We start from the raw sequence: 19,284 nt of genomic DNA, 5'->3' as shown, positions 1-19,284 counted from the left end.
TGACCCGGCGATTGCTGACGGCGGGCGGAACAGCCACTTCCCATTTGCGAACGGCAGGCGTAGATCAGGACGCATGACCGACTCTGCCACCCTTCCCGCCAAGCGCAATGTCTGGATCCTGGTCGCGGCGCAGGCCTTCCTCGGCGCGCAAATGCCGATGATCTTCACCATCGGCGGGCTGGCGGGGCAATCCCTGGCCTCGAACCTGTGTTTCGCCACGCTGCCGATTTCGATGATCGTGCTGGGCAACATGCTCTGCGCCACGCCGATGTCGGCCCTGATGCAGAAATACGGGCGGCGTGCCGGGTTCTGGGCCGGCTGTCTGGGCGGATCGGCCGGTGCGGCCATCGGCGCCTGGGGGTTGGTGGTGGCCAGTTTCCCGATCTTCCTTCTCGGCTCGTTCGTCACCGGCATCTACATGTCGGCGCAGGGTTTCTACCGGTTCGCCGCATCCGACACCGCGTCGGATTCCTTCCGGCCCAAGGCGATTTCCTATGTCATGGCCGGTGGCCTGGTGTCGGCGGTGATCGGGCCGCAACTGGTCAAGGTGACGGCCGATGCCATGGTGGTGCCGTTCCTCGGCTCGTACATTGCCGTCATCGCGATCAACACCATCGGATCCCTGCTGTTCCTGGGCCTCGACATCCCGCGCCCGCCGGTCGCGAAACAAGGCGAATCCCTGGGGCGCACCCGGCTTGAGATGCTGAAAACGCCCCGGGTGGCGGTGGCCATCATTTGTGGCATGGTGTCCTATGCGCTGATGAACCTGGTGATGACCTCGACACCGCTGGCCGTGGTCGGTTGCGGCTTTACCCGCAACGATGCAGCCGACGTGGTGTCGCTGCACGTGCTGGCGATGTTCGTCCCCTCGTTCTTCACGGGTCACCTGATCGCCCGCTTCGGGGTCGAACGCATCCTCGCCCTTGGCCTTGTGATCCTTGCGGCTGCGGGGGTCGTGGGTCTGTCGGGTGTCCAACTGGGGCACTTCTATGTGGCACTGATCCTGATCGGGATCGGCTGGAACTTCGGCTTCATCGGCGCGACCTCGATGCTGGCCGGCGCCCATTCGCCGGCCGAACGCGGCCGGGTGCAGGGGATGAACGACATGATCGTGTTCGGCTGTGTCACGCTGGCGTCCCTCGCATCGGGCGGGTTGATGAACTGCTCGGGCGGCACCCCCGAGGCGGGCTGGAACGCGGTCAACTATGCCATGATCCCGTTCCTGGTGCTGGCCGGCGGGTCGCTGATCTGGCTGATGCTGCTGCCGAAACAGCAGGCCGCCTAGATCCCCAGGCGCGTGGCCGCCAGAAGGCTGGTGCGGCGCCTGAACTCCGACCCCGCCAGACGCCCTTCCAGAACCGCATCGGGATCTTCGGCGGCCCGGCGCAGGATCGCACGCGCGCGCCAGGCCGACAGCCACGCGCGGCGCAGCGCGGCCGACGCCTTGTTGCGCGCGCCCGCGTGCTGTTTCACGCGATCCAACTGTCGTTCGGCGAGGGTTCGGATGCAGTTTTGCGCATCGCCCACCAACGGCTGGCGCCCCTCGGCGATCAGTGCCGGCACCGCCATGAGGTAGTTTGCCGTCGCGCCGACCGTTCCGATGGTGGCGGCCCTGTCGGTGTCGGCACCACCCAGCGCCCGCGTCGCCACCGCCATCAACGTGCCGCCGGTGTCCGACAGGTATCGTTCCAGATCTTCCAGCCCGGCGAAGGGATCACGTTCGATGTCCCATTTGCGGGCCGTTATCAGCCGGTCCAGATCGGCCGCGTCCTTTGCGTCGATCACGCCCGCCAGCGGCACCACCACGTCATGGCGACGCACGATCCCGCCCGTCGCGATCTCGTCCAGGGCATCGCGCCACCATTGCAGGCGCATCTCGGCGATCAGCGGCTCGGCCGTCAGCCAGGGCGCGCGCGAGACTTCGACGTTGAAGGCATAGAGCGGAAACAGCACCGCCCGCGCCGCCGGAGGGGTCGCCATGGTGGCCAGGAAACGATCGGGATCGCCCCGCCGCACCAGATCCGCGCAGGCATCGACACTCACCGCGCCACCGCCCCGTCGCGCACCAGCTTCCAGGTGATCGCATCCAGCAGCGCCTCGAACGAGGCATCGACGATGTTGGGCGACACACCCACGGTCGACCAGCGGCGGCCCTGCGAATCCTCGCTGTCGATGATGACGCGGGTCACGGCCTCGGTGCCGCCCTGGGTGATGCGGACCTTGAAATCCACCAGTCGCAGATCGTCGATATAGGCCTGGTATGGCCCCAGATCCTTGGACAGGGCATTGGACAGGGCATGCACCGGCCCCCGGTCGCTGCCGGTCTCGTCCATGCTTTCGCTGACCGACAGGGTCTTTTGGCCGCCGATCTTCACCACGACGACCGCTTCCGACAGGCTGACCATCTGATCGTGCTTGTTCTTGCGCCGCTCGATGGTGACGCGATAGCGCTTGACCTCGAAGAACGCCGGCAACCGGTTCAGCACCCGCCGCGCCACCAGCTCGAAACTGGCCTGCGCCGTGTCATAGGAATAACCGGCCTCTTCGCGCGCCTTCACCTCGGTCAGGATCTCGCCCAGGCCCGGATCGTCCGGCGCGACCTCAAGATCCATGTCGGCCAGCCGCGCGCGCAGGTTGCTCTGCCCCGCCTGGTTCGACATCGGCACGATGCGCGCGTTGCCCACCGCCACCGGATCGATATGCTCATAGGTCGTCGGATCCTTCAGGATCGCGCTGGCGTGCAGCCCCGCCTTGTGCGCGAAGGCCGACGCCCCGACATAGGGGGCCGAGCGCAGCGGCACCCGGTTCAGGATATCGTCCAGCAGGCGCGCGCCCCGCGTCATGCCCGCCAGGGCGTCGCGTGTCACACCGATATCAAAGGCCGACGCATAGGGTTCCTTCAGCAACAGCGTCGGGATCAGCGTCGTGAGCGAGGCATTGCCACACCGTTCGCCCAACCCGTTCAGCGTGCCCTGGACCTGGCGCGCGCCCGCATCCACCGCCGCCAGCGACCCGGCGACGGCATTGCCGGTGTCGTCGTGGGTGTGGATGCCCAGCCGGTCGCCCGGGATCCCCGCCGCGATCACCGCGGCCACCACCCGCCCGATTTCGGCGGGCAGGGTGCCGCCGTTGGTATCGCACAGCACGATCCACCGCGCGCCCGCATCAAAGGCCGCACGCACGCAGGCCAGCGCATACTGCGGGTCCGCCCGATAGCCGTCGAAGAAATGTTCGGCATCGAACAGCGCCTCGCGCCCCTGCGCCACCAGGTGGGTGACCGAGGCGCGGATATTCTCGACGTTTTCATCCAGCGCCACGCCCAGCGCGGTCTTCACGTGGAACTCGTGGGTCTTGCCGACCAGACAGACGGCGGGGGTCTTGGCGTTCAGCACCGCCGACAGCACGTCGTCGTTCTCGGCCGACCGCCCCGACCGCTTGGTCATCCCGAACGCGGCAAAGGTCGCGCGCAGGCGCGGGGCTTCGTCGAAAAACGCCGAATCCGTCGGGTTCGCCCCCGGCCAGCCACCTTCGATGTAATCCACGCCCAGTGCGTCCAGCATCTTCGCGATCCGGTGCTTTTCCGCGGTGGAAAACTGCACCCCCTGGGTCTGTTGCCCGTCGCGCAGGGTGGTGTCGTAAAGATAAAGCCGCTCAGCCATCCCGACTCCCCATGTTTCTTACTGATGAAAATACTCTCGGGGGGCCCGGAGGGCGGGGGCGGACAGCCCCCTCATCCCGTGCCGCACGGACGCCCTCATCGATGGCGCTCCAGAACCGCCGGATCGAACGCGGGGCCCGGGGTCCATGACGCGGCGCCGCCCACGTCGCTGACCAGAACGCCGGCGGCGTTCAGAACATCGCGGATCCGGTCCGCCTCGGCCCAATCCTTGGCCGCGCGCGCCGCCTGCCGCTCCCCCAACAGCCGTTCGACCACCTCGCTCACCCATTCAGGGCCGGTCGCGGCATCCTCGACTCCGGCCAGATCGCCAAGGCGGTCCCAATCGGGCACCAGTCCCAACAGGTCCAGACCATGGGCAAACCCGGCCAGTGCGGGTGCGGTATGTCCCTTGGCCAGCACATGCAGACGCGCGATGGCGCCCGAGGTGTTCAGGTCGTTGGCCAGCACGCCCAGGAATTCTGCGTCGGCGTTCCACCCGCCCTGTGATTTCAGCATCTCGACCATGCGCGCGCAATACCCGTGGCGGTGCAGCACCCCGTACCAACGCTTCAGCGTGCCTTCCGCCTCGCTCCGTTTCGTGTCGGTCCAGTCCATCGGCTTGCCGTAATGAGTGGACAGGAAGACAAGCCGGATCACCTCGCCCGCCACACCCTGATCCAGCAGGTCGCGCACGGTAAAGAAGTTGCCCAGCGATTTGGACATCTTGCGCCCCTCGACCAGCAGCATCTCGTTATGCATCCAGATCTGCGCCATTTCGGCGTCTGGATGGGCACAGGCGCTCTGGGCGATCTCGTTCTCGTGGTGGGGGAACATCAGGTCATTGCCGCCGCCGTGGATATCGAAACTCTCACCCAGCAGTTTATCGGCCATGGCCGAGCATTCGATATGCCAGCCGGGTCGGCCCCGCCCCCAGGGCGAGTCCCACCCCGGTTGCCGGGCGTCCGACGGCTTCCACATCACGAAATCCATCGGGTTGCGCTTGTAGGGGGCCACCTCGACCCGCGCACCGGCGATCATGTCGTCGATGCTGCGCCCCGACAGCGCCCCATAGTCGGCATAGCTTTCGACGGCGAACAGCACATGACCGTCGGCCTCGTAGGCATGGCCGCTTTCGATCAGCCCTTCGATCATCGCGATCATCTCGGCGATATAGCCGGTCGCGCGGGGCATGTGCGTCGGCTCCAGATTGCCCAGCGCGGCCATGTCCTCCAGATACCATGCCGTCGTCTCGGCGGTGATGTCGGCGATGTCGCGGCCGGTCTGGGCGGCACGCGCGTTGATCTTGTCGTCCACGTCGGTGATGTTGCGCACATAGGTGACGTGATCGGCGCCGTAGATTTCGCGCAGCAGGCGGAACAGCACGTCGAACACGATGGCCGGGCGCGCGTTGCCCATGTGGGCGCGATCATACACCGTCGGCCCGCAGACATACATGCGCACGTTCGACGGATCCAGCGGCTCGAACGTCTCGCGGCGGCGGGTCTTGGTGTTGTGCAGGCGGATTTCGGTCATCTGTGGTCCTCGGCGTGGGGCGGCGCACGGGCATCCGGCGCACCTCGGCCCCGTGGCGGGCATACCGTCTTCGCGCGGAAATGAAAACAGACCAGTGTGCGGCAACAGGACATCCCGTCGCCCCCGACGGCAAGTCACATCGCGCGTCCCCGATCACGATGCCGCAGGCGGCGCAGGACGCGCTTGCCGGGGGGTCCGTTTCGCATGCACACTGGCGCCCATGAGCCGTGCAATCGTCAGATCCATCTGCGCCGCCCTGCCCGGCGCCGCGTGTTCCGACCCCTTCGGCGGTGGTCACGACTGCTGGAAGGTGGGCGGCAAGATCTTTGCGCTGGTGGGCGGCACCGACCATGGCGTGTCGGTGAAATGCCCCGACGTCGAAACGGCGACGATGCTGATCGAAGCCGGGGTGGGCGAACGCGCCCCCTATCTCCACCGCTCGTGGGTCCTGATCCCGTTCGACGGTGCGGCGCCGGATGAATTGCGCCACCGGATCGAAACCTCCTATGGCCTGATCCGCGCCAAGCTGCCCCGGAAGGTTCAGGCGAGCCTGGGTTGAGCGCGCCTGCGCATCAAGGATCGGCCCGTCGACCGAAGTGGCGCGCGGGGGTTTGACAAATCGCGCCCGTCCATGTCCCTTGCAGCCGCATCATATCGGAGGCCCCATGGAACTGTCCCGCCGCATCACCGGAATATTGCCCGAAGGCTCCGACGGGTGGGAGGTGTTCATCCGCGCCCGCGCCATGGCGGACGCCGGGCACGACATCACCGAACTGACCATCGGTGAACACGACATCGGCACCGATCCCGCGATCCTGTCGGCCATGGACCGCGCCGCGCGGGGGGGTGCCACGGGCTATGCCTCGGTTCCCGGCATCCCGGCGCTGCGCCGTGCCGTGGCCGACCGGGTCGCCGCCCGCACCGGCGTGCCCACCGGCCCGGAAAACGTGATGATCATGCCGGGCGGTCAGGCGGCGCTGTTTGCCAGCCATCTGGCCGTGGGCGATCCCGGTGACACGGCGCTTTATGTCGATCCGCATTACACCACCTATCCGGGCGTGATCCGGTCGCTTGGTCTGAACCCGGTGGCGATCCCCACCACCCCCGAGGATGATTTCCAGCCCCGCCGCGCCGCCATCGACGCGCGGGCGGACGGTGCGAAATCGCTGCTGATCAATTCGCCGAACAATCCTACCGGCTCGATCTATGGCCGCGACACGCTGGACGCGGTGGCGGGGGCGGTGCGCGACCACGACCTGTGGCTGATCTCGGACGAGGTTTACGACACCCAGGTCTGGTCGGGCGAACACATCTCGCCGCGCGCCCTGCCCGACATGGCGGCGCGCACCATGGTGATCGGGTCGATGTCGAAAAGCCACGCCATGACCGGCAGCCGCTGTGGCTGGATCGTGGCCGAGCCTGACGTGATCGGCCACCTCATCAACCTTGCCACGAACACCACCTATGGCGTGCCCGGCTTCATCCAGGAGGCGGCGGTGTTCGCGCTGGCCCAAGGCGCCGACCTTGAGGACAAGGTGGCCGAGCCGTTCCGCCGCCGCCGCGGGCTGGTTCAGGACATCCTGAAGGGTCAGAACGCGGTGCGCGCGATTCCGGCCCGCGGCGCGATGTACGTGATGCTGGACGTCCGCTCGACCGGGCTCAGCGGGCGGGCATTTGCCGACCGCCTGCTGGACACCCACGCCATCGCCGTGATGCCCGGCGAAAGCTATGGCAAATGCGCCGCCGGTCACGTCCGGGTCGCCATGACGGCCGAGGACGACCGGTTCGCCGCCGCCCTGAAGACCCTTGTCGCATTCGCCGGAGAGCTGTCGTGACTCGCGATCCCGGTGCCGCATTCCGCGCGCTGCACGTGCCGGGCGATCCGTTCATCCTGGCCAACGCCTGGGATCTGGGCAGCGCCAAGATGCTGGTCGGCCTGGGGGCAAGGGCGATTGCGACGTCCTCGGCCGCCCATGGCTTCACCCTCGGGCGCCCCGACGGGCAGGTGAGCCGGGACGAGGCGCTGGCCCATGCCGAAACGCTGGTGGCCACGGTGGATGTCCCGGTCTCGGGCGATTTCGAGAACGGCTGGGGCGACACGCCGGACGATGCCGCCGAAACCGTGCGCCTGGCCGGCGAAATCGGGTTGGCGGGCTGTTCGATCGAGGATGTGACGGCGGGCGGCGCAGCGGTCTATGACTTCGATCTGGCCGTGGAAAAGATCGCGGCGGCGGTGGCGGCGGCGCGCGCCCTGCCCCGCGACTTCGTGCTGTGCGCCCGGGCCGACGGCGTGATGACCGGCGCCTATGACCTGCCCGAGGCGCTGCGCCGCATCCGCGCCTTTGCCGATGCCGGGGCCGATTGCCTGTATGTGCCGATTCCCGGCGATCTGGCGGCGCTGGCCCAGGTCTGCGCCGCGACGGACCGGCCGGTGAACGCGCTGGCCGCCGGTCCGCTGATGCAGGCGTCGCGCGCCGACATGGCGGCGGCGGGGGTGGCGCGCATCTCGCTCGGCTCGTCGCTGGCCCGCGCCACCCACCGGGTGATCGAGGACGCGGGCCGCGCCATGTTTCAACGCGGCGATTTCTCGGCGATGAAGGTGATGGGTGGCGCCGACGTCGACCGCTATCTGGGCTGAGCGGAGCGCATGGATCACGAAGACCTGAACATCTGGGCGAAACGGGCCGCCGACTGGGCCACCGCATACCACGCCGGGTTGCGCGACCGGCCCGTGCGCCCGTCCGTGGCGCCGGGCGATGTCGCCGCCCGCCTGCCCGCATCGGCCCCCGAAACCGCTGAACCGTTGGACGATATCTTCGCCGATTTCGAGGCGATCGTACCGGGCGCCACGACCCATTGGCAGCATCCCCGCTTCTTCGCGTATTTCCCCGCCAACGCCTCGCCGGCGTCGATGCTGGCCGAGCAACTGGCCAATGCGATGGCCGGGCAAGGGATGCTGTGGCAGACAGCGCCCGCCGCGACCGAGATCGAAAGCGTCATGGTCGGCTGGCTGCGCGACGCGCTTGGCCTGCCTGCCGGGTTCACCGGCACGATCCACGACAGCGCCACCACCGCCACCCTGTCGGCCATCCTGACCATGCGCGAGGCGGCGCTGGACTGGGACGGCAACGCGCGGGGGTTGGCGGGGCAAAAGCGGCTGCGCCTCTATGCCAGCGCGCAGACCCATTCATCGGTGGACAAGGCCGTGCGGATCGCAGGGATCGGTCAGGCCAACCTGGTCAAGGTGCCGCTGGACGCGGAGTTCGCCATGGATCCCGCCGCGCTGGACGCCGCGATCCGCGCCGATCTGGCGCGCGGCGATCTGCCCGCGGGCGTCGTGCTGTGTGTCGGTGGCACGGGCATCGGCGCGTCCGATCCCATCGCCGCCTGCATCGCGGTGGCGAAATCCCACGGCCTGCCCGTGCATGTCGATGCCGCCTGGGCCGGATCGGCGATGATCTGCCCCGAGTTCCGCCATCTGTGGGCAGGGATCGAAGGCGCGGACAGCGTGGTGTTCAACCCGCACAAGTGGCTGGGCGTCCAGTTCGATTGCGCGGTCCAATTCCTGGCCGATCCCGCCGACCAGCTTCGCACCCTGACGATCAAGCCCGATTATCTGGAAACCCGCGGCGTGGGGCCGGTCACCGATTACAGCGACTGGACCGTGCCCCTGGGCCGGCGATTCCGGGCGCTGAAGATCTGGTTCACCCTGCGTGCCTATGGGCTGGAGGGGTTGCGCGCCCGCATCCGCAACCACGTGCGCTGGGCCGAGGATCTGGCCCGCGCATTGGCGACCCTTCCGGGGATCGAGATCGCGACCGCCCCCCGCCTGTCGCTGTTCACGTTCCGCTGCGCGACGGATGCGCAGACCGAGGCACTGCTGGATCGGATCGACAAGGACGGCCGCATCTACCTGACACAGACGCGCCATGGCGGCCGCGTGGTGATCCGCGTTGCCGTCGGGCAGTTCGACTGTACGCGCGATGACGTGATGATGGTGGCCGAGGTGGTGCGCGCGCTGAACGCCGATCGATGAAAAATGCCGCCATCGCTGTGGCGGCATTTCCGTTTTTCAGTCACCGGGGTCGAACCCGGCGATCCGAACCGGGTCTCAGAACCGGTAGGCGACGTTGGCACCGATGGTGGTCGTGTCAAAGTCGATGCCGGTGTTGTCGAAGTCGTCGAACTTGTTGTAGGTGACTTCGGTACCGATCGATACACGGTCGTTCACCATATAATCGATGCCGGCGCCGATCTCGTAACCGAAATCATCGGCGCTGCGCCCGGCGATGTCGCCCTTGGCATAGGCTGCGCCGATGGTGCCGTAGACCAGCGTGCGCTGGGTGCCGTAACCGGCCTTGAACTTCAGCTGATGCAGCTGGTCGATCGAGCCCAGGTTGTTGTCGAAATCCAGGTTCGCGGCGTTCAGGCTCAGTTCGCCACCATAGACGAAGTTGCCCTGCTGATACAGATAACCGCCATAAACACCGCCGAGGGCACCATCGCCGTCGCTGTCGAACACGCGATTGTTGCCGCCGACATTGGCCAGGCCATCACCGTTCAGGTTGCCATATCCCAGTTGCGCACCGACATAACCGCCGGTCCAGTCGCCCGTGTTCATGACAGGCGCCAGAACGGGCTGTTGGATCACCGGATCGGGCTGGGGTGTGTTCAGCCCGCCAGCCAAGGCCGGAAAGCCGATCAGGGTTGCGATGGCAGTTGTTGCGAAAATCTTCATGTCTCTGCTCCGTAATCGTTAACCGCGCCGCTGCAGTGCGACGTCTCGGGGGACATATGCCCGCAGAGCGCAAAGTGTTCCCCCTTGTTCGGTCACGAAAATTTGCCCGGCCGGAAGCCGCCGACCCGAGCTGGCGACCCGGCGGGGTTTTGCGGATGCCCACCGTGCGCGACTGTGTGATGGAACCTTTCGACGGCGTCGGACGGGCGAGATTGCCAATCCAGTCGCCACGGCCTAGCGTCTGGCCATGAACCAGGATCGCCCCCTTCTCGGCATCGCATTGATGACCGGTTTCACCCTGACGGCTCCCTTGATGGACGCCTTCGCAAAACTGTCGTCGGCCGAGATTCCGGTGGGACAGATCGTCGCCACGCGCTTTGCCATCCAGGCCATGATCCTGTTGCCGATCGCCTGGGCCCTGTCCGACCTCAGCCGCCCGTCGCTGCGCGATATGGGCCTGCATCTGTTGCGCGCGGCGCTGATCCTGACGGCGACGATGGCGTTCTTCGGCGCGTTGCAGTTCATGCCCATCGCCGATGCCATCGCGATCTTTTTCGTCGAACCGTTCATCCTGACGCTGCTTGGCGCGCTGTTCCTGGGCGAACAGATCGGCTGGCGGCGCCTGGCCGCCTGCGCGGTCGGCTTTGCCGGGGCGTTGCTGATCATCCGGCCATCGTTTTCCGTCTTCGGCCCGGTCGCCCTGCTGCCGTTGCTGACGGCGCTTTGCTTTGCGTTGTACATGGTGACGACCCGCCAGATTGCCCGCCGCCTTTCGGCCGTTGCCCTGCAAAGCTGGACGGCCCTTGCCGCCTGCATCCTGGTCGCGCCGCTGCTGGCCTTGGGCACGCTGGGTGGCGCCGATTTCCTCACGCCGGTCATGCCGCAGGGGCGGTTCTGGCTGTTCCTGCTTGCCGTCGGCCTGATCGCCAGCGCATCGCATTTGATGATCAGCGCCGCCTTGGGGTTCGCGCCGGCCGCCACCCTTGCGCCGCTGCAATACCTCGAAATCGTGACCGCAACGCTGTTCGGCTATCTGATCTTCAACGACTTGCCCGACAGCCAGACCTTCGCCGGAATCGCCCTGATCGCCGCGTCGGGCTTTTACGTGTTCCTGCGCGAACGCCGGCTTGAACGCGAATCGCTGCCCGCCCCGCCGCCGCCCGCGTGATGGTACGGCCTGTCCACATCGTGCTCAGCCGATGCTGCCGGGCGTCATACCGTCTGACGAGAACGGGGCATCAGGCCACGGCCAGCGCCGCCAGCACCGCCGACAACTCTGCCCGCGGCAGGATAAGAACCATCCCGGCGCCATCCATCGACAGATCGACCGCGCCGGTCGCCCGGTTAGACGTGCCGATCTGCCCGCCGGGCGCAAAGTGCAACCCGTCGATGTTCCATTCCAGGCCGCGCGACCGGCCGGTCACGCGGCGCAGCGGAAACAGCGACACGCGCGTCCCGGGCGCCAGGTCGAGCGTCAGGCGGAGCGGCAGGTGCACACAGATGTCATGGGCGCCGATCAGCACGATCCAGCCCGCCGGTTCGCGCACCAGCGTGTTGAACGCCGCCAGCTGGTGATCCACCCGCTTGCCCAGAAACCCGACCGCGAGGATCCGCGGCGCATCGATCCGCGCGACGCATTTGTCGAAATCGGTCGAGTTCGGGTCGGTGTCGCGCACCACCCGCCCGGGTGCCAGCGCATCGCACGTTTCCGCCGACAGCGAATCGAGGTCGCCGATGGCCCAGTCGGGGCGATGGCCCAGCGCCAGCGCAGCGTCTGCTCCGCCATCTGCGGCCACCAGAATTGCCGATTCGCGGGCCGCGGCCGCGATGTCCGCCGCCGCGACGGATCCGCCGCCAACCAACGCAACGGGCCGCGATGATCGTATTTTGCCCTCAATCATGGCAACATTAACCCTATATCAGGAGAACGGTCACATTCTGGCCCGGAAAAGATACCGCAAAATCCGCAGTTCCGTTCGGATTCCAGAACCAATGCATGGTAAACATACCCTTGCTGGATCGGGGGAGAAAGCGAGTTACCGATGGTAGGGTCAAGCAAGATTCTTACTGTTTCATACGGCACGTTCTCGTGCACTCTGGAAGGGTTCGATCAACCTTTCGAGACGATGAAATCCATCGCGGAATATTTCCGCGACCTTGCCGCCGATGACCGCTACTTCGGCGCCGAACCTCCGCAACCCGACGCACAGATGCTGCACCAGATCGCAGAACGCGAGGTGCGTCGGCGGGTCGAGACGCGGGTCGAATCAAACGGTGTTGTGCTGCGACAGACGGCCGAGGCGATGCCGCCCAGGGACGCCGCGACGTCCGGCACATCCACAAGACACGGCGCGTCCCAGGGCGACGACCGCTGCCCGTCGGAAACATCACCCCAATCGAACGCACCCTTCGACGTCGACATCGACGGTGACAGCGTTGCCGCCAAACTGTCGCGCATCCGTGCCGTGGTTGCCCGCGCCCGCGCCACCCGCGAGGCCGACATCGCCTATGCGGAAGACGAGCCGGTGGAAGACTATCTCTCGCACGCGCCCAGCGACGGCTTTGAAGACACCGCCGGCTCCGAGGACGAGACCGACGATTTCGAAACCGAAACCGTGTCGGACGACGACAGCGAACCCGACACCACCGCTGCGTCGATAATGGACGCCCTCAACGCCAGCGACGACGAAGCCGAGGCCAGCGCGCAAGCCGAAGAACAGGCATGTGCGGAAGCAGAGGCCGCCGAGCAGGCAGAAGCCGAGGCACGGGCGCAAGCCGAAGAACAGGCACGTGCGGAAGCGGAAGCCGCCGAGCAGGCGGAAGCCGAGGCACGGGCACAAGCCGAAGAACAGGCGCGTGCGGAAGCAGAGGCCGCCGAGCAGGCCGAAGCCGAGGCACGGGCACAAGCCGAAGAACAGGCGCGCGCGGAAGCGGAAGCCGCCGAGCAGGCGGAAGCCGAGGCACGTGCACAGGCCGAAGAACAGGCGCGCGCGGAAGCGGAAGCCGCCGAGCAGGCCGAGCAGGTGGAAGCTGAGCGCGTGGCACCGACCCGCGTGATGCCGCAGCGGCCCCATGCCCGGGTCATCAAGCTGAAACGGACCGAGTTCGAGGCCGCCCTCGCAGCCGGCGAGATCGAAGAGGTGGAAGACGACGACGAAGACGATGATACCATTGCGGAAATCGACGTCGAAGACGACGAGGCGCTGGCCCCGGAAACCGCAGAGGGTGCGCTTGACACCATCGGTGCCGCCGACACACTCGCCGCCATCCTGACGGCAGATGTGGCCCAATCGCGCACGGATCAGGACGCCCTGGCGGATTTCAGCGACGACGATACCTTCACGACCGACGAGGATGACCACGACAACCTGTTCGATCCCTCCGATGCAGACGACCAGAGGGCCGAGGACGACGACGAAGCCCTGACCGCCGGCATCCGCAACCTGATCGGTGAAACCTCGCTGGACGACAGCGACGAGGAAGAGCTGGCGGCGGAACTGGCAGATGTCGAACGGGATGCCTCGGCCGCCAGCCGCGAGACCGAACAGCTGCGCCAGCGTTTTTCCGACATGGTCGAGGACGACGCCGAAGATACCGTTGCGGCGGCCGCACCGGGCGATGCCGAGGATCCCGCCGATCAGGACGAGCGCGCGCTGAGCCGCCTGCTGGACGAAACCAACGCCAAGATGAGCGACAGCGAAGGCACCCGCCGCCGTTCGGCCATCGCGCACCTGAAGGCGGCCGTCGCCGCGACCCGCGCCGACATCAAGGCCCGGGGCGGACGGCCGGATCCGGAAAAGGACGACAGCCTCAGCCGCTATCGTGACGATCTGCAAAAGGTGGTGCGACCGCGCCGGCCCGGTGTGGCCGCCGCCGATGGCGACGCGTCGCCGCGCGTGCGCCCGGCGTCCGACGCGATCAGCGATCGTCCGGCGCCCCTGATGCTGGTGTCCGAGTTGCGCGTCGATCGTCAGGATGCACCGACCCGCCCGGCCGGCCCCGTGCGCCCACGGCGTGTCGCCCGCAAACCCCAAGGCGATGACCCGAGCCGCGCACAAGACAAGCAGCGGATCAGCTTCCGCGACTTCGTGGCGGCACGCGGTGCGACCGATCTTGACGACGTGCTGGAAGCTGCCGCGCTGTATACCGCCGAGGTCGAGGGCCAGGAGACAATGTCGCGCCCGCAACTTCTGCGCCGCGCGGCCAGCCTGGATCCGAAGCGTGACATCGGCCGCGAACAGGGGCTGAAAAGCTTTGGCGCCCTGCTGCGCAGCGGTCGGATCCGCAAGCTGGGCAAGGGTCAGTTCGGCTTGGCTGCAACCTCGGACGACGACGCGGAACAGGGACAGCCCCATCGCTATGTCGGCGAGTGATCACACACTGCTGGCAGGATCCGAACAGGAAAAGGGGCGGCGCGGATCATCCGCGCCGCCCCTTTCGTTCCTTCCGCACGCGCCCGGCGATACGGCCCTGCAGGATCAATCGCGGCGCGGCGCGTCCGGATCGACCTGGCCGATCCCCTTGAAAATCGCCTTGAGCGGGATCGCCCAGATCACGCCAAGCACGACGTAGATCAACAGTTCGACCAGGACCGAGGGGCGTTCAAGCAGGGTAACGGCCCAACTGGCGACGAGGATATAGACCGGCAGGGCGACCACCAGGATCAGCAGGGCCCAGCGACGGCGCGCCTTGTAACTCAGGGCCATTCAGGCTCCTTTCCGGATCAGTCGGCGAACGGGTCGGTGACAAGGATCGTGTCGTCACGTTCGGGCGATGTCGAAAGCAGCGCCACGGAACAGCCGATCAGCTCTTCCACACGACGGACGTATTTGATCGCATTCGCGGGCAGGTCGGCCCAGGTGCGCGCGCCTTCGGTGGATTCGCTCCAGCCGGGCAGTTCCTCATAGATCGGTGTGCAGCGCGCCTGATGATCGGCGGCCGTGGGAAGATAATCCAGGGTTTCGCCGTCCAGCTCGTAACCGGTGCAGATCTTCAGCGTCTCGAACCCGTCCAGCACGTCCAGCTTGGTCAGCGCGATGCCGTTGACCCCGGACGTCGCGCAGGTCTGGCGCACCAGCACCGCATCGAACCAGCCACACCGCCGCTTGCGCCCCGTCACGGTGCCGAATTCGTGCCCCCGTTCGCCCAGCCGCTGGCCCACATCGTCGGTCAGTTCGGCCGGAAACGGCCCCTCGCCCACCCGCGTCGTATAGGCCTTGACGATGCCCAGCACGAAGTCGATGGCGCCGGGCCCGATGCCGGTGCCCGTCGCCGCCTGCCCCGCGATCACGTTGGACGAGGTGACATAGGGATAGGTGCCGAAGTCGATGTCCAGCAGCGCGCCCTGGGCTCCTTCGAACAGGATCCGCTTGCCGGCACGGCGCTGATCGTTCAGCACCTTCCAGACGGGCGCCGCGTATTCCAGGACTTTCGGAGCGATCTCGCGCAGTTGTGCCAGCAATGCGTCACGGTCGATCGGTTCGAGCCCAAGCCCGCGGCGCAGCGCGTCATGATGCACCAGCGCGCGATCGACCCGCAGCTCCAGCGTGGCGTCATCGGCCAAGTCCGCGACGCGGACCGACCGACGGCCGACCTTGTCCTCATAGGCGGGGCCGATCCCGCGGCCGGTGGTTCCGATCTTGGCCATCGATGCGGCGGATTCACGGGCGCGATCCAGTTCGCCGTGGATCGGCAGGATCAGCGCCGCGTTTTCGGCGATCATCAGCGTTTCGGGCGTAATCGTCACCCCCTGATCGCGCAGCTTGTCGATCTCGCCGACCAGGTGCCACGGATCCAGCACCACGCCGTTGCCGATCACCGAAAGCTTGCCCTGGCGCACGATTCCCGACGGCAACAGCGACAGCTTGTAGACCACGCCATCGATCACCAGCGTATGACCGGCGTTGTGGCCACCCTGAAAGCGCGCGATGACATCGGCGCGTTCGCTCAGCCAATCGACGATCTTGCCTTTTCCTTCATCGCCCCATTGGGCTCCGACGACGACGACATTGGCCATGTTCGATCCTTTCAAATCCAGTCGGCACCGCCCGTGGCTATCCTGCGGCCCGCGCCCGTATACGCCGCTGCCGGTCGCCCCGCAAACGCAAATGCGCCCGCGGCCCGCGACCATCCACGCCCGGCCGGCCCATCCGTGCGTGAAACCGGTGTCAGGCGGAAAACGGCAGACCGGCACGGCCCGCCTGCGGCGCAATCCCGCAACGCCGTGAAAGGGGTTGCAGCCATGGATTGAGGCTTCTAGATACCCTCGAGTCGCAACGCCGAAAGCTGCACCATGGAAAACATCGTTCTTGTCGTTCATTTGATATTGGCACTCTGCCTCATCGGTGTTGTGCTTTTGCAGCGCAGCGAAGGTGGCGGCCTTGGCATGGGCGGTGCGGGCGGTGCCGTCTCCAGCCGTGGTGTGGCGACGGCCCTGACCAAGCTGACGTGGGCCTTCGCCGTCTGCTTCATCGGCACGTCGATCTTCCTGACCGTCATCGCGGCGCAGAATTCCGTCGGAACCTCGGTTGTCGATCGCATCGGCGTGACGCCTGCCGAAACCGAAACCGCACCGGCGACACCGTCGGGCGCGGATCTGTTGCCGCCGGGCGCGACCGACGCGACACCGCCGCGCGCCGACTGATCCGCCAGCCGCCTGTTTCAACCATTTCGCGGTCTGCATGGGATGGACCGCACCACCGGCGCACCTGTTGCGCGTTCCACGGGATCCGACTATAGGTCAAATCCCGTGATCAGGCGGATTCGGTCAATCGACTGGCGCCTGCCCAATCAGACTTTCGCGGGAGCCCACCATGGCAAGATATGTGTTCATCACCGGCGGTGTGGTTTCGTCGCTTGGCAAGGGGTTGGCGTCGGCGGCCCTGGGTGCCCTGCTTCAGGCGCGCGGCTTTTCGGTGCGGCTGCGCAAGCTTGATCCCTATCTCAACGTCGATCCCGGCACGATGAGCCCGTTCGAGCACGGCGAGGTGTTCGTCACCGACGATGGTGCCGAAACCGATCTGGACCTGGGGCATTACGAACGCTTTACCGGCGTTGCCGCACGCAACACCGATTCAGTGTCGTCGGGCCGCATCTATTCCACCGTGCTGGAAAAGGAACGGCGCGGCGATTACCTGGGCAAGACGATTCAGGTGATCCCCCATGTCACAAATGAAATCAAGGACTTCCTGAGTGTCGGCGCGGACGAGGTCGACTTCATGCTGTGCGAGATCGGCGGCACCGTCGGCGATATCGAGGGCTTGCCGTTCTTCGAGGCGATCCGCCAGTTCGGGCAGGACCGGCCGCGCGGCGAAACGATCTATATGCACCTGACCCTGCTGCCCTGGCTGACCGCCAGCGGTGAGTTGAAGACCAAGCCGACCCAGCACAGCGTCAAGGAGTTGCGCTCGATCGGCATCGCCCCCGACATCCTTGTGTGCCGCTCCGAAAAGATGATCCCGCAGAAGGAACGCGAGAAACTGGCGCTGTTCTGCAACGTGCGCCCCGACAGCGTGATCGCGGCCTATGACCTCAAATCCATCTACGAGGCACCGCTGGCCTATCACCGCGAGGGGCTGGATCAGGCGGTTCTGGACGCCTTCCAGATCTCGCCCGCGCCCCGGCCGGTGCTGACCCGCTGGGAAGACGTGTCGGACCGGATCTTCAATTACGAAGGCGAAGTGAAGATCGCCATCGTCGGCAAGTACACCCAACTGGAAGACGCTTATAAATCCATCGCCGAGGCGCTGACCCACGGCGGCATGGCCAACCGTGTCAAGGTGCGGATCGAATGGGTCGATGCCGAATTGTTCGAACATCAGGATCCGGCGCCGTTCCTCGAAGGCTATCACGCGATCCTGGTGCCGGGTGGCTTTGGCGAACGCGGCACCGAAGGCAAGATCCGCGCCGCCGAATACGCCCGCACCCGCAAGATCCCGTATCTGGGGATCTGTCTGGGCATGCAGATGGCGGTGATCGAGGCGGCGCGCAACCTGGCCGGTCTGGAAACCGCCGGATCCGAGGAGTTCGACCACGAGGCGGGCGCAAAGCGGTTTGAGCCCGTGGTCTATCACCTCAAGGAATGGGTGCAGGGCAACCACACGATCGCGCGCCGGGTCGATGACGACAAGGGCGGCACGATGCGCCTGGGCGCCTATACCGCCACCTTGGCCGAAGGATCGAAGGTGGCCGAGATCTATGGCACCACGACCATCGAGGAACGCCACCGCCACCGTTACGAGGTCGACATCAAGTATCGCGAGGCCCTTGAATCCAAGGGCGTGATCTTCTCCGGCATGTCGCCCGACGGACGGCTGCCCGAGATCATCGAGATCAAGGATCATCCGTGGTTCATCGGGGTTCAGTTCCACCCCGAGCTGAAATCCAAACCCTTTGAGCCCGCCCCCCTGTTTCGCGATTTCGTACGCGCGGCCAAGGACGTCTCGCGCCTGGTCTGAGCCGGCTCAGGCTCCGATGCACAGCCGGATCGGCAGATGGTCCGACGCGCGATAGGCATCGGAGCGGGGTAGAACATCGGACGATCTGACCGGCACATCGCCACTGACCAGGAACCGGTCCAGCCGCAGCATTGGCCGGGTGGCGTGGAACGATGCCCCCGGCGCGATATCCTGCCACCCCTGGGGAAGGTCGAACGGCCCGGGATGGCGCCATTCATTGGTGTCACCGGCCAGAACCGTCGGGCCGCCAAACCCTTCGGCCTCGGCGATCACGCGCGCGATCTGCTGGCGCCGGTCGCTGCGCCGCAGGCCCAGGTGCAGACCGCCAACCGTCAGCGCGCCGAACGACCCCTCGATCCGGGCCAGGACCGCACCACGCGGCTCAAGTCCCGGCAGATCGATGCCCAGGATACGCTCGATATGCAGGCCGTGCCGCAACAGCACCGCGTTGCCGTGATGGCCGATGGAGGGGGTGGCCGGATCGGCGTTGATCGCGGTCCACCCTGCCCGGTCCACCATGTCCAGCGGCAGCGCCGGATGGCGCGGCGCCAGCCGCTTGTCGGCCTCCTGCAACAACACGATATCGGGGTCCAGCGTCGCCAGCACATGCAACACCCGGTCGGGATCGCGCCGCCAGTCCAGCCCCACCGCCTTGCGGATGTTCCAGCTTACAATCGTCAGGGGGGTCCGGATCATGGAAGGTGCCTTGGTGTCGGGGTTAACTCTCGGCCGGCGTGACCGGTTGGCCTTGACGCGCGCCACTGGCCGCCGCGCGCCCGCCGTTACGGGATCAGGGGAATACGGCGGCCTTGCGCACGGTCAGATGTCACGCGCGCGACATGGGCCCGGCGGCGTCCGGGCCTGCCCCCGTAAGCGCCCGCCGGTTGCATTGGTTCCGT

Annotated in this window: 17 protein-coding genes; 9 read left to right on the top strand and 8 right to left on the bottom strand. The window is 66.6% G+C overall.

From position 1 onward, the window contains the following. Window positions 1-73: 73 nt before the first annotated feature. Window positions 74-1,285, top strand: coding sequence for an MFS transporter (locus tag CFP68_RS08805; RefSeq protein ID WP_099826534.1), 1,212 nt, complete (start codon window positions 74-76; stop codon window positions 1,283-1,285). On the opposite strand, the gene CFP68_RS08800 is transcribed toward CFP68_RS08805, so the two are convergent. From CFP68_RS08800 to cysS, 3 genes are all read right to left on the bottom strand, one after another. Beyond that, the gene (locus CFP68_RS08800; protein ID WP_099826533.1) at window positions 1,282-2,043 is read right to left on the bottom strand and encodes a squalene/phytoene synthase family protein; all 762 of its coding nucleotides are present in this window, start codon (window positions 2,041-2,043) and stop codon (window positions 1,282-1,284) included. The two genes, CFP68_RS08805 and CFP68_RS08800, sit on opposite strands and share 4 nt — an antisense overlap. Then, window positions 2,040-3,659 carry a citramalate synthase gene (gene cimA, locus CFP68_RS08795; protein WP_099826532.1) on the bottom strand — a complete coding sequence of 540 codons (1,620 nt, stop codon included), beginning with the start codon at window positions 3,657-3,659 and terminating at the stop codon, window positions 2,040-2,042. Before cimA ends, CFP68_RS08800 begins: the two co-directional genes overlap by 4 nt. Before the next feature lie 95 nt (window positions 3,660-3,754). Next, window positions 3,755-5,191 carry a cysteine--tRNA ligase gene (cysS, locus tag CFP68_RS08790; RefSeq protein ID WP_099826531.1) on the bottom strand — a complete coding sequence of 479 codons (1,437 nt, stop codon included), beginning with the start codon at window positions 5,189-5,191 and terminating at the stop codon, window positions 3,755-3,757. Window positions 5,192-5,411: 220 nt separating this feature from the next. On the opposite strand from cysS, the gene CFP68_RS08785 reads away from it, so the two are divergent. The 4 genes from CFP68_RS08785 (at window position 5,412) to CFP68_RS08770 (ending at window position 9,227) form a co-directional block, all read left to right on the top strand. Continuing rightward, complete coding sequence (locus CFP68_RS08785; RefSeq protein WP_099826530.1) at window positions 5,412-5,750, top strand: MmcQ/YjbR family DNA-binding protein; 339 nt, start codon at window positions 5,412-5,414, stop codon at window positions 5,748-5,750. A 106-nt stretch (window positions 5,751-5,856) separates the two neighbouring features. After that, a complete protein-coding gene (locus CFP68_RS08780; RefSeq protein ID WP_099826529.1) occupies window positions 5,857-7,026 on the top strand; it encodes a pyridoxal phosphate-dependent aminotransferase in 1,170 nt (389 codons plus the stop codon). Further along, a complete protein-coding gene (locus CFP68_RS08775) occupies window positions 7,023-7,829 on the top strand; it encodes an isocitrate lyase/PEP mutase family protein (RefSeq protein WP_241524006.1) in 807 nt (268 codons plus the stop codon). Before CFP68_RS08780 ends, CFP68_RS08775 begins: the two co-directional genes overlap by 4 nt. 9 nt (window positions 7,830-7,838) lie before the next feature. Continuing rightward, window positions 7,839-9,227 (top strand): pyridoxal phosphate-dependent decarboxylase family protein, encoded by a 1,389-nt coding sequence (locus CFP68_RS08770; RefSeq protein ID WP_099826527.1) that lies wholly within the window; start codon window positions 7,839-7,841, stop codon window positions 9,225-9,227. A gap of 75 nt (window positions 9,228-9,302) precedes the next feature. Here CFP68_RS08770 and CFP68_RS08765 read toward each other — a convergent pair whose 3' ends face one another. After that, complete coding sequence (locus tag CFP68_RS08765) at window positions 9,303-9,929, bottom strand: outer membrane protein (protein ID WP_099826526.1); 627 nt, start codon at window positions 9,927-9,929, stop codon at window positions 9,303-9,305. Between the two features lie 247 nt (window positions 9,930-10,176). Between CFP68_RS08765 and CFP68_RS08760 the strand changes: the two genes are divergently transcribed. Further along, on the top strand, window positions 10,177-11,097 hold the full coding sequence (locus tag CFP68_RS08760; protein WP_099826525.1) for a DMT family transporter: 921 nt from the start codon (window positions 10,177-10,179) through the stop codon (window positions 11,095-11,097). Window positions 11,098-11,167: 70 nt separating this feature from the next. Here the strand turns inward: CFP68_RS08760 and CFP68_RS08755 are convergent, their stop codons facing one another. Further along, window positions 11,168-11,830 (bottom strand): thiamine diphosphokinase, encoded by a 663-nt coding sequence (locus tag CFP68_RS08755; RefSeq protein ID WP_099826524.1) that lies wholly within the window; start codon window positions 11,828-11,830, stop codon window positions 11,168-11,170. Between the two features lie 141 nt (window positions 11,831-11,971). Between CFP68_RS08755 and CFP68_RS08750 the strand changes: the two genes are divergently transcribed. Beyond that, window positions 11,972-14,302, top strand: a complete 2,331-nt coding sequence (locus tag CFP68_RS08750) for a hypothetical protein (RefSeq protein WP_145953421.1) — start codon at window positions 11,972-11,974, stop codon at window positions 14,300-14,302. A 105-nt stretch (window positions 14,303-14,407) separates the two neighbouring features. On the opposite strand, the gene CFP68_RS08745 is transcribed toward CFP68_RS08750, so the two are convergent. Then, complete coding sequence (locus CFP68_RS08745) at window positions 14,408-14,635, bottom strand: DUF2842 domain-containing protein (RefSeq protein WP_099826522.1); 228 nt, start codon at window positions 14,633-14,635, stop codon at window positions 14,408-14,410. Between the two features lie 17 nt (window positions 14,636-14,652). Continuing rightward, the gene (locus CFP68_RS08740; RefSeq protein ID WP_099826521.1) at window positions 14,653-15,945 is read right to left on the bottom strand and encodes an adenylosuccinate synthase; all 1,293 of its coding nucleotides are present in this window, start codon (window positions 15,943-15,945) and stop codon (window positions 14,653-14,655) included. Between the two features lie 276 nt (window positions 15,946-16,221). Here CFP68_RS08740 and secG point away from each other — a divergent pair, with 276 nt between their 5' ends. Both secG and CFP68_RS08730 read left to right on the top strand, forming a co-directional pair. Next, window positions 16,222-16,572, top strand: a complete 351-nt coding sequence (gene secG, locus CFP68_RS08735; RefSeq protein ID WP_099826520.1) for a preprotein translocase subunit SecG — start codon at window positions 16,222-16,224, stop codon at window positions 16,570-16,572. 169 nt (window positions 16,573-16,741) lie between these two features. After that, entirely contained in the window at window positions 16,742-18,385 is a 1,644-nt protein-coding gene (locus CFP68_RS08730; RefSeq protein WP_099826519.1) for a CTP synthase, read from the top strand. A 6-nt stretch (window positions 18,386-18,391) separates the two neighbouring features. Here the strand turns inward: CFP68_RS08730 and CFP68_RS08725 are convergent, their stop codons facing one another. Continuing rightward, window positions 18,392-19,081 carry an endonuclease/exonuclease/phosphatase family protein gene (locus CFP68_RS08725; protein WP_099826518.1) on the bottom strand — a complete coding sequence of 230 codons (690 nt, stop codon included), beginning with the start codon at window positions 19,079-19,081 and terminating at the stop codon, window positions 18,392-18,394. Between the last annotated feature and the right edge of the window lie 203 nt (window positions 19,082-19,284).

The organism is Oceaniglobus indicus (assembly GCF_002751875.1).
In the GTDB taxonomy this organism is placed as follows: Bacteria; Pseudomonadota; Alphaproteobacteria; order Rhodobacterales; family Rhodobacteraceae; genus Oceaniglobus; species Oceaniglobus indicus.
The sequence above is the reverse complement of the archived record's forward strand: the minus strand, read 5'-3'. Positions and strand labels throughout refer to the sequence as shown.

Coding starts and splice junctions, on each gene's coding strand:
- CFP68_RS08805 (WP_099826534.1), top strand. CDS start 74: ATGACCGACTCTGCCACCCTTCCCGCCAAGCGCAATGTCTGGATCCTG.
- cimA (WP_099826532.1), bottom strand. CDS start 3,659: ATGGCTGAGCGGCTTTATCTTTACGACACCACCCTGCGCGACGGGCAA.
- cysS (WP_099826531.1), bottom strand. CDS start 5,191: ATGACCGAAATCCGCCTGCACAACACCAAGACCCGCCGCCGCGAGACG.
- CFP68_RS08785 (WP_099826530.1), top strand. CDS start 5,412: ATGAGCCGTGCAATCGTCAGATCCATCTGCGCCGCCCTGCCCGGCGCC.
- CFP68_RS08780 (WP_099826529.1), top strand. CDS start 5,857: ATGGAACTGTCCCGCCGCATCACCGGAATATTGCCCGAAGGCTCCGAC.
- CFP68_RS08770 (WP_099826527.1), top strand. CDS start 7,839: ATGGATCACGAAGACCTGAACATCTGGGCGAAACGGGCCGCCGACTGG.
- CFP68_RS08765 (WP_099826526.1), bottom strand. CDS start 9,929: ATGAAGATTTTCGCAACAACTGCCATCGCAACCCTGATCGGCTTTCCG.
- CFP68_RS08760 (WP_099826525.1), top strand. CDS start 10,177: ATGAACCAGGATCGCCCCCTTCTCGGCATCGCATTGATGACCGGTTTC.
- CFP68_RS08755 (WP_099826524.1), bottom strand. CDS start 11,830: ATGATTGAGGGCAAAATACGATCATCGCGGCCCGTTGCGTTGGTTGGC.
- CFP68_RS08750 (WP_145953421.1), top strand. CDS start 11,972: ATGGTAGGGTCAAGCAAGATTCTTACTGTTTCATACGGCACGTTCTCG.
- CFP68_RS08745 (WP_099826522.1), bottom strand. CDS start 14,635: ATGGCCCTGAGTTACAAGGCGCGCCGTCGCTGGGCCCTGCTGATCCTG.
- CFP68_RS08740 (WP_099826521.1), bottom strand. CDS start 15,945: ATGGCCAATGTCGTCGTCGTCGGAGCCCAATGGGGCGATGAAGGAAAA.
- secG (WP_099826520.1), top strand. CDS start 16,222: ATGGAAAACATCGTTCTTGTCGTTCATTTGATATTGGCACTCTGCCTC.
- CFP68_RS08730 (WP_099826519.1), top strand. CDS start 16,742: ATGGCAAGATATGTGTTCATCACCGGCGGTGTGGTTTCGTCGCTTGGC.
- CFP68_RS08725 (WP_099826518.1), bottom strand. CDS start 19,081: ATGATCCGGACCCCCCTGACGATTGTAAGCTGGAACATCCGCAAGGCG.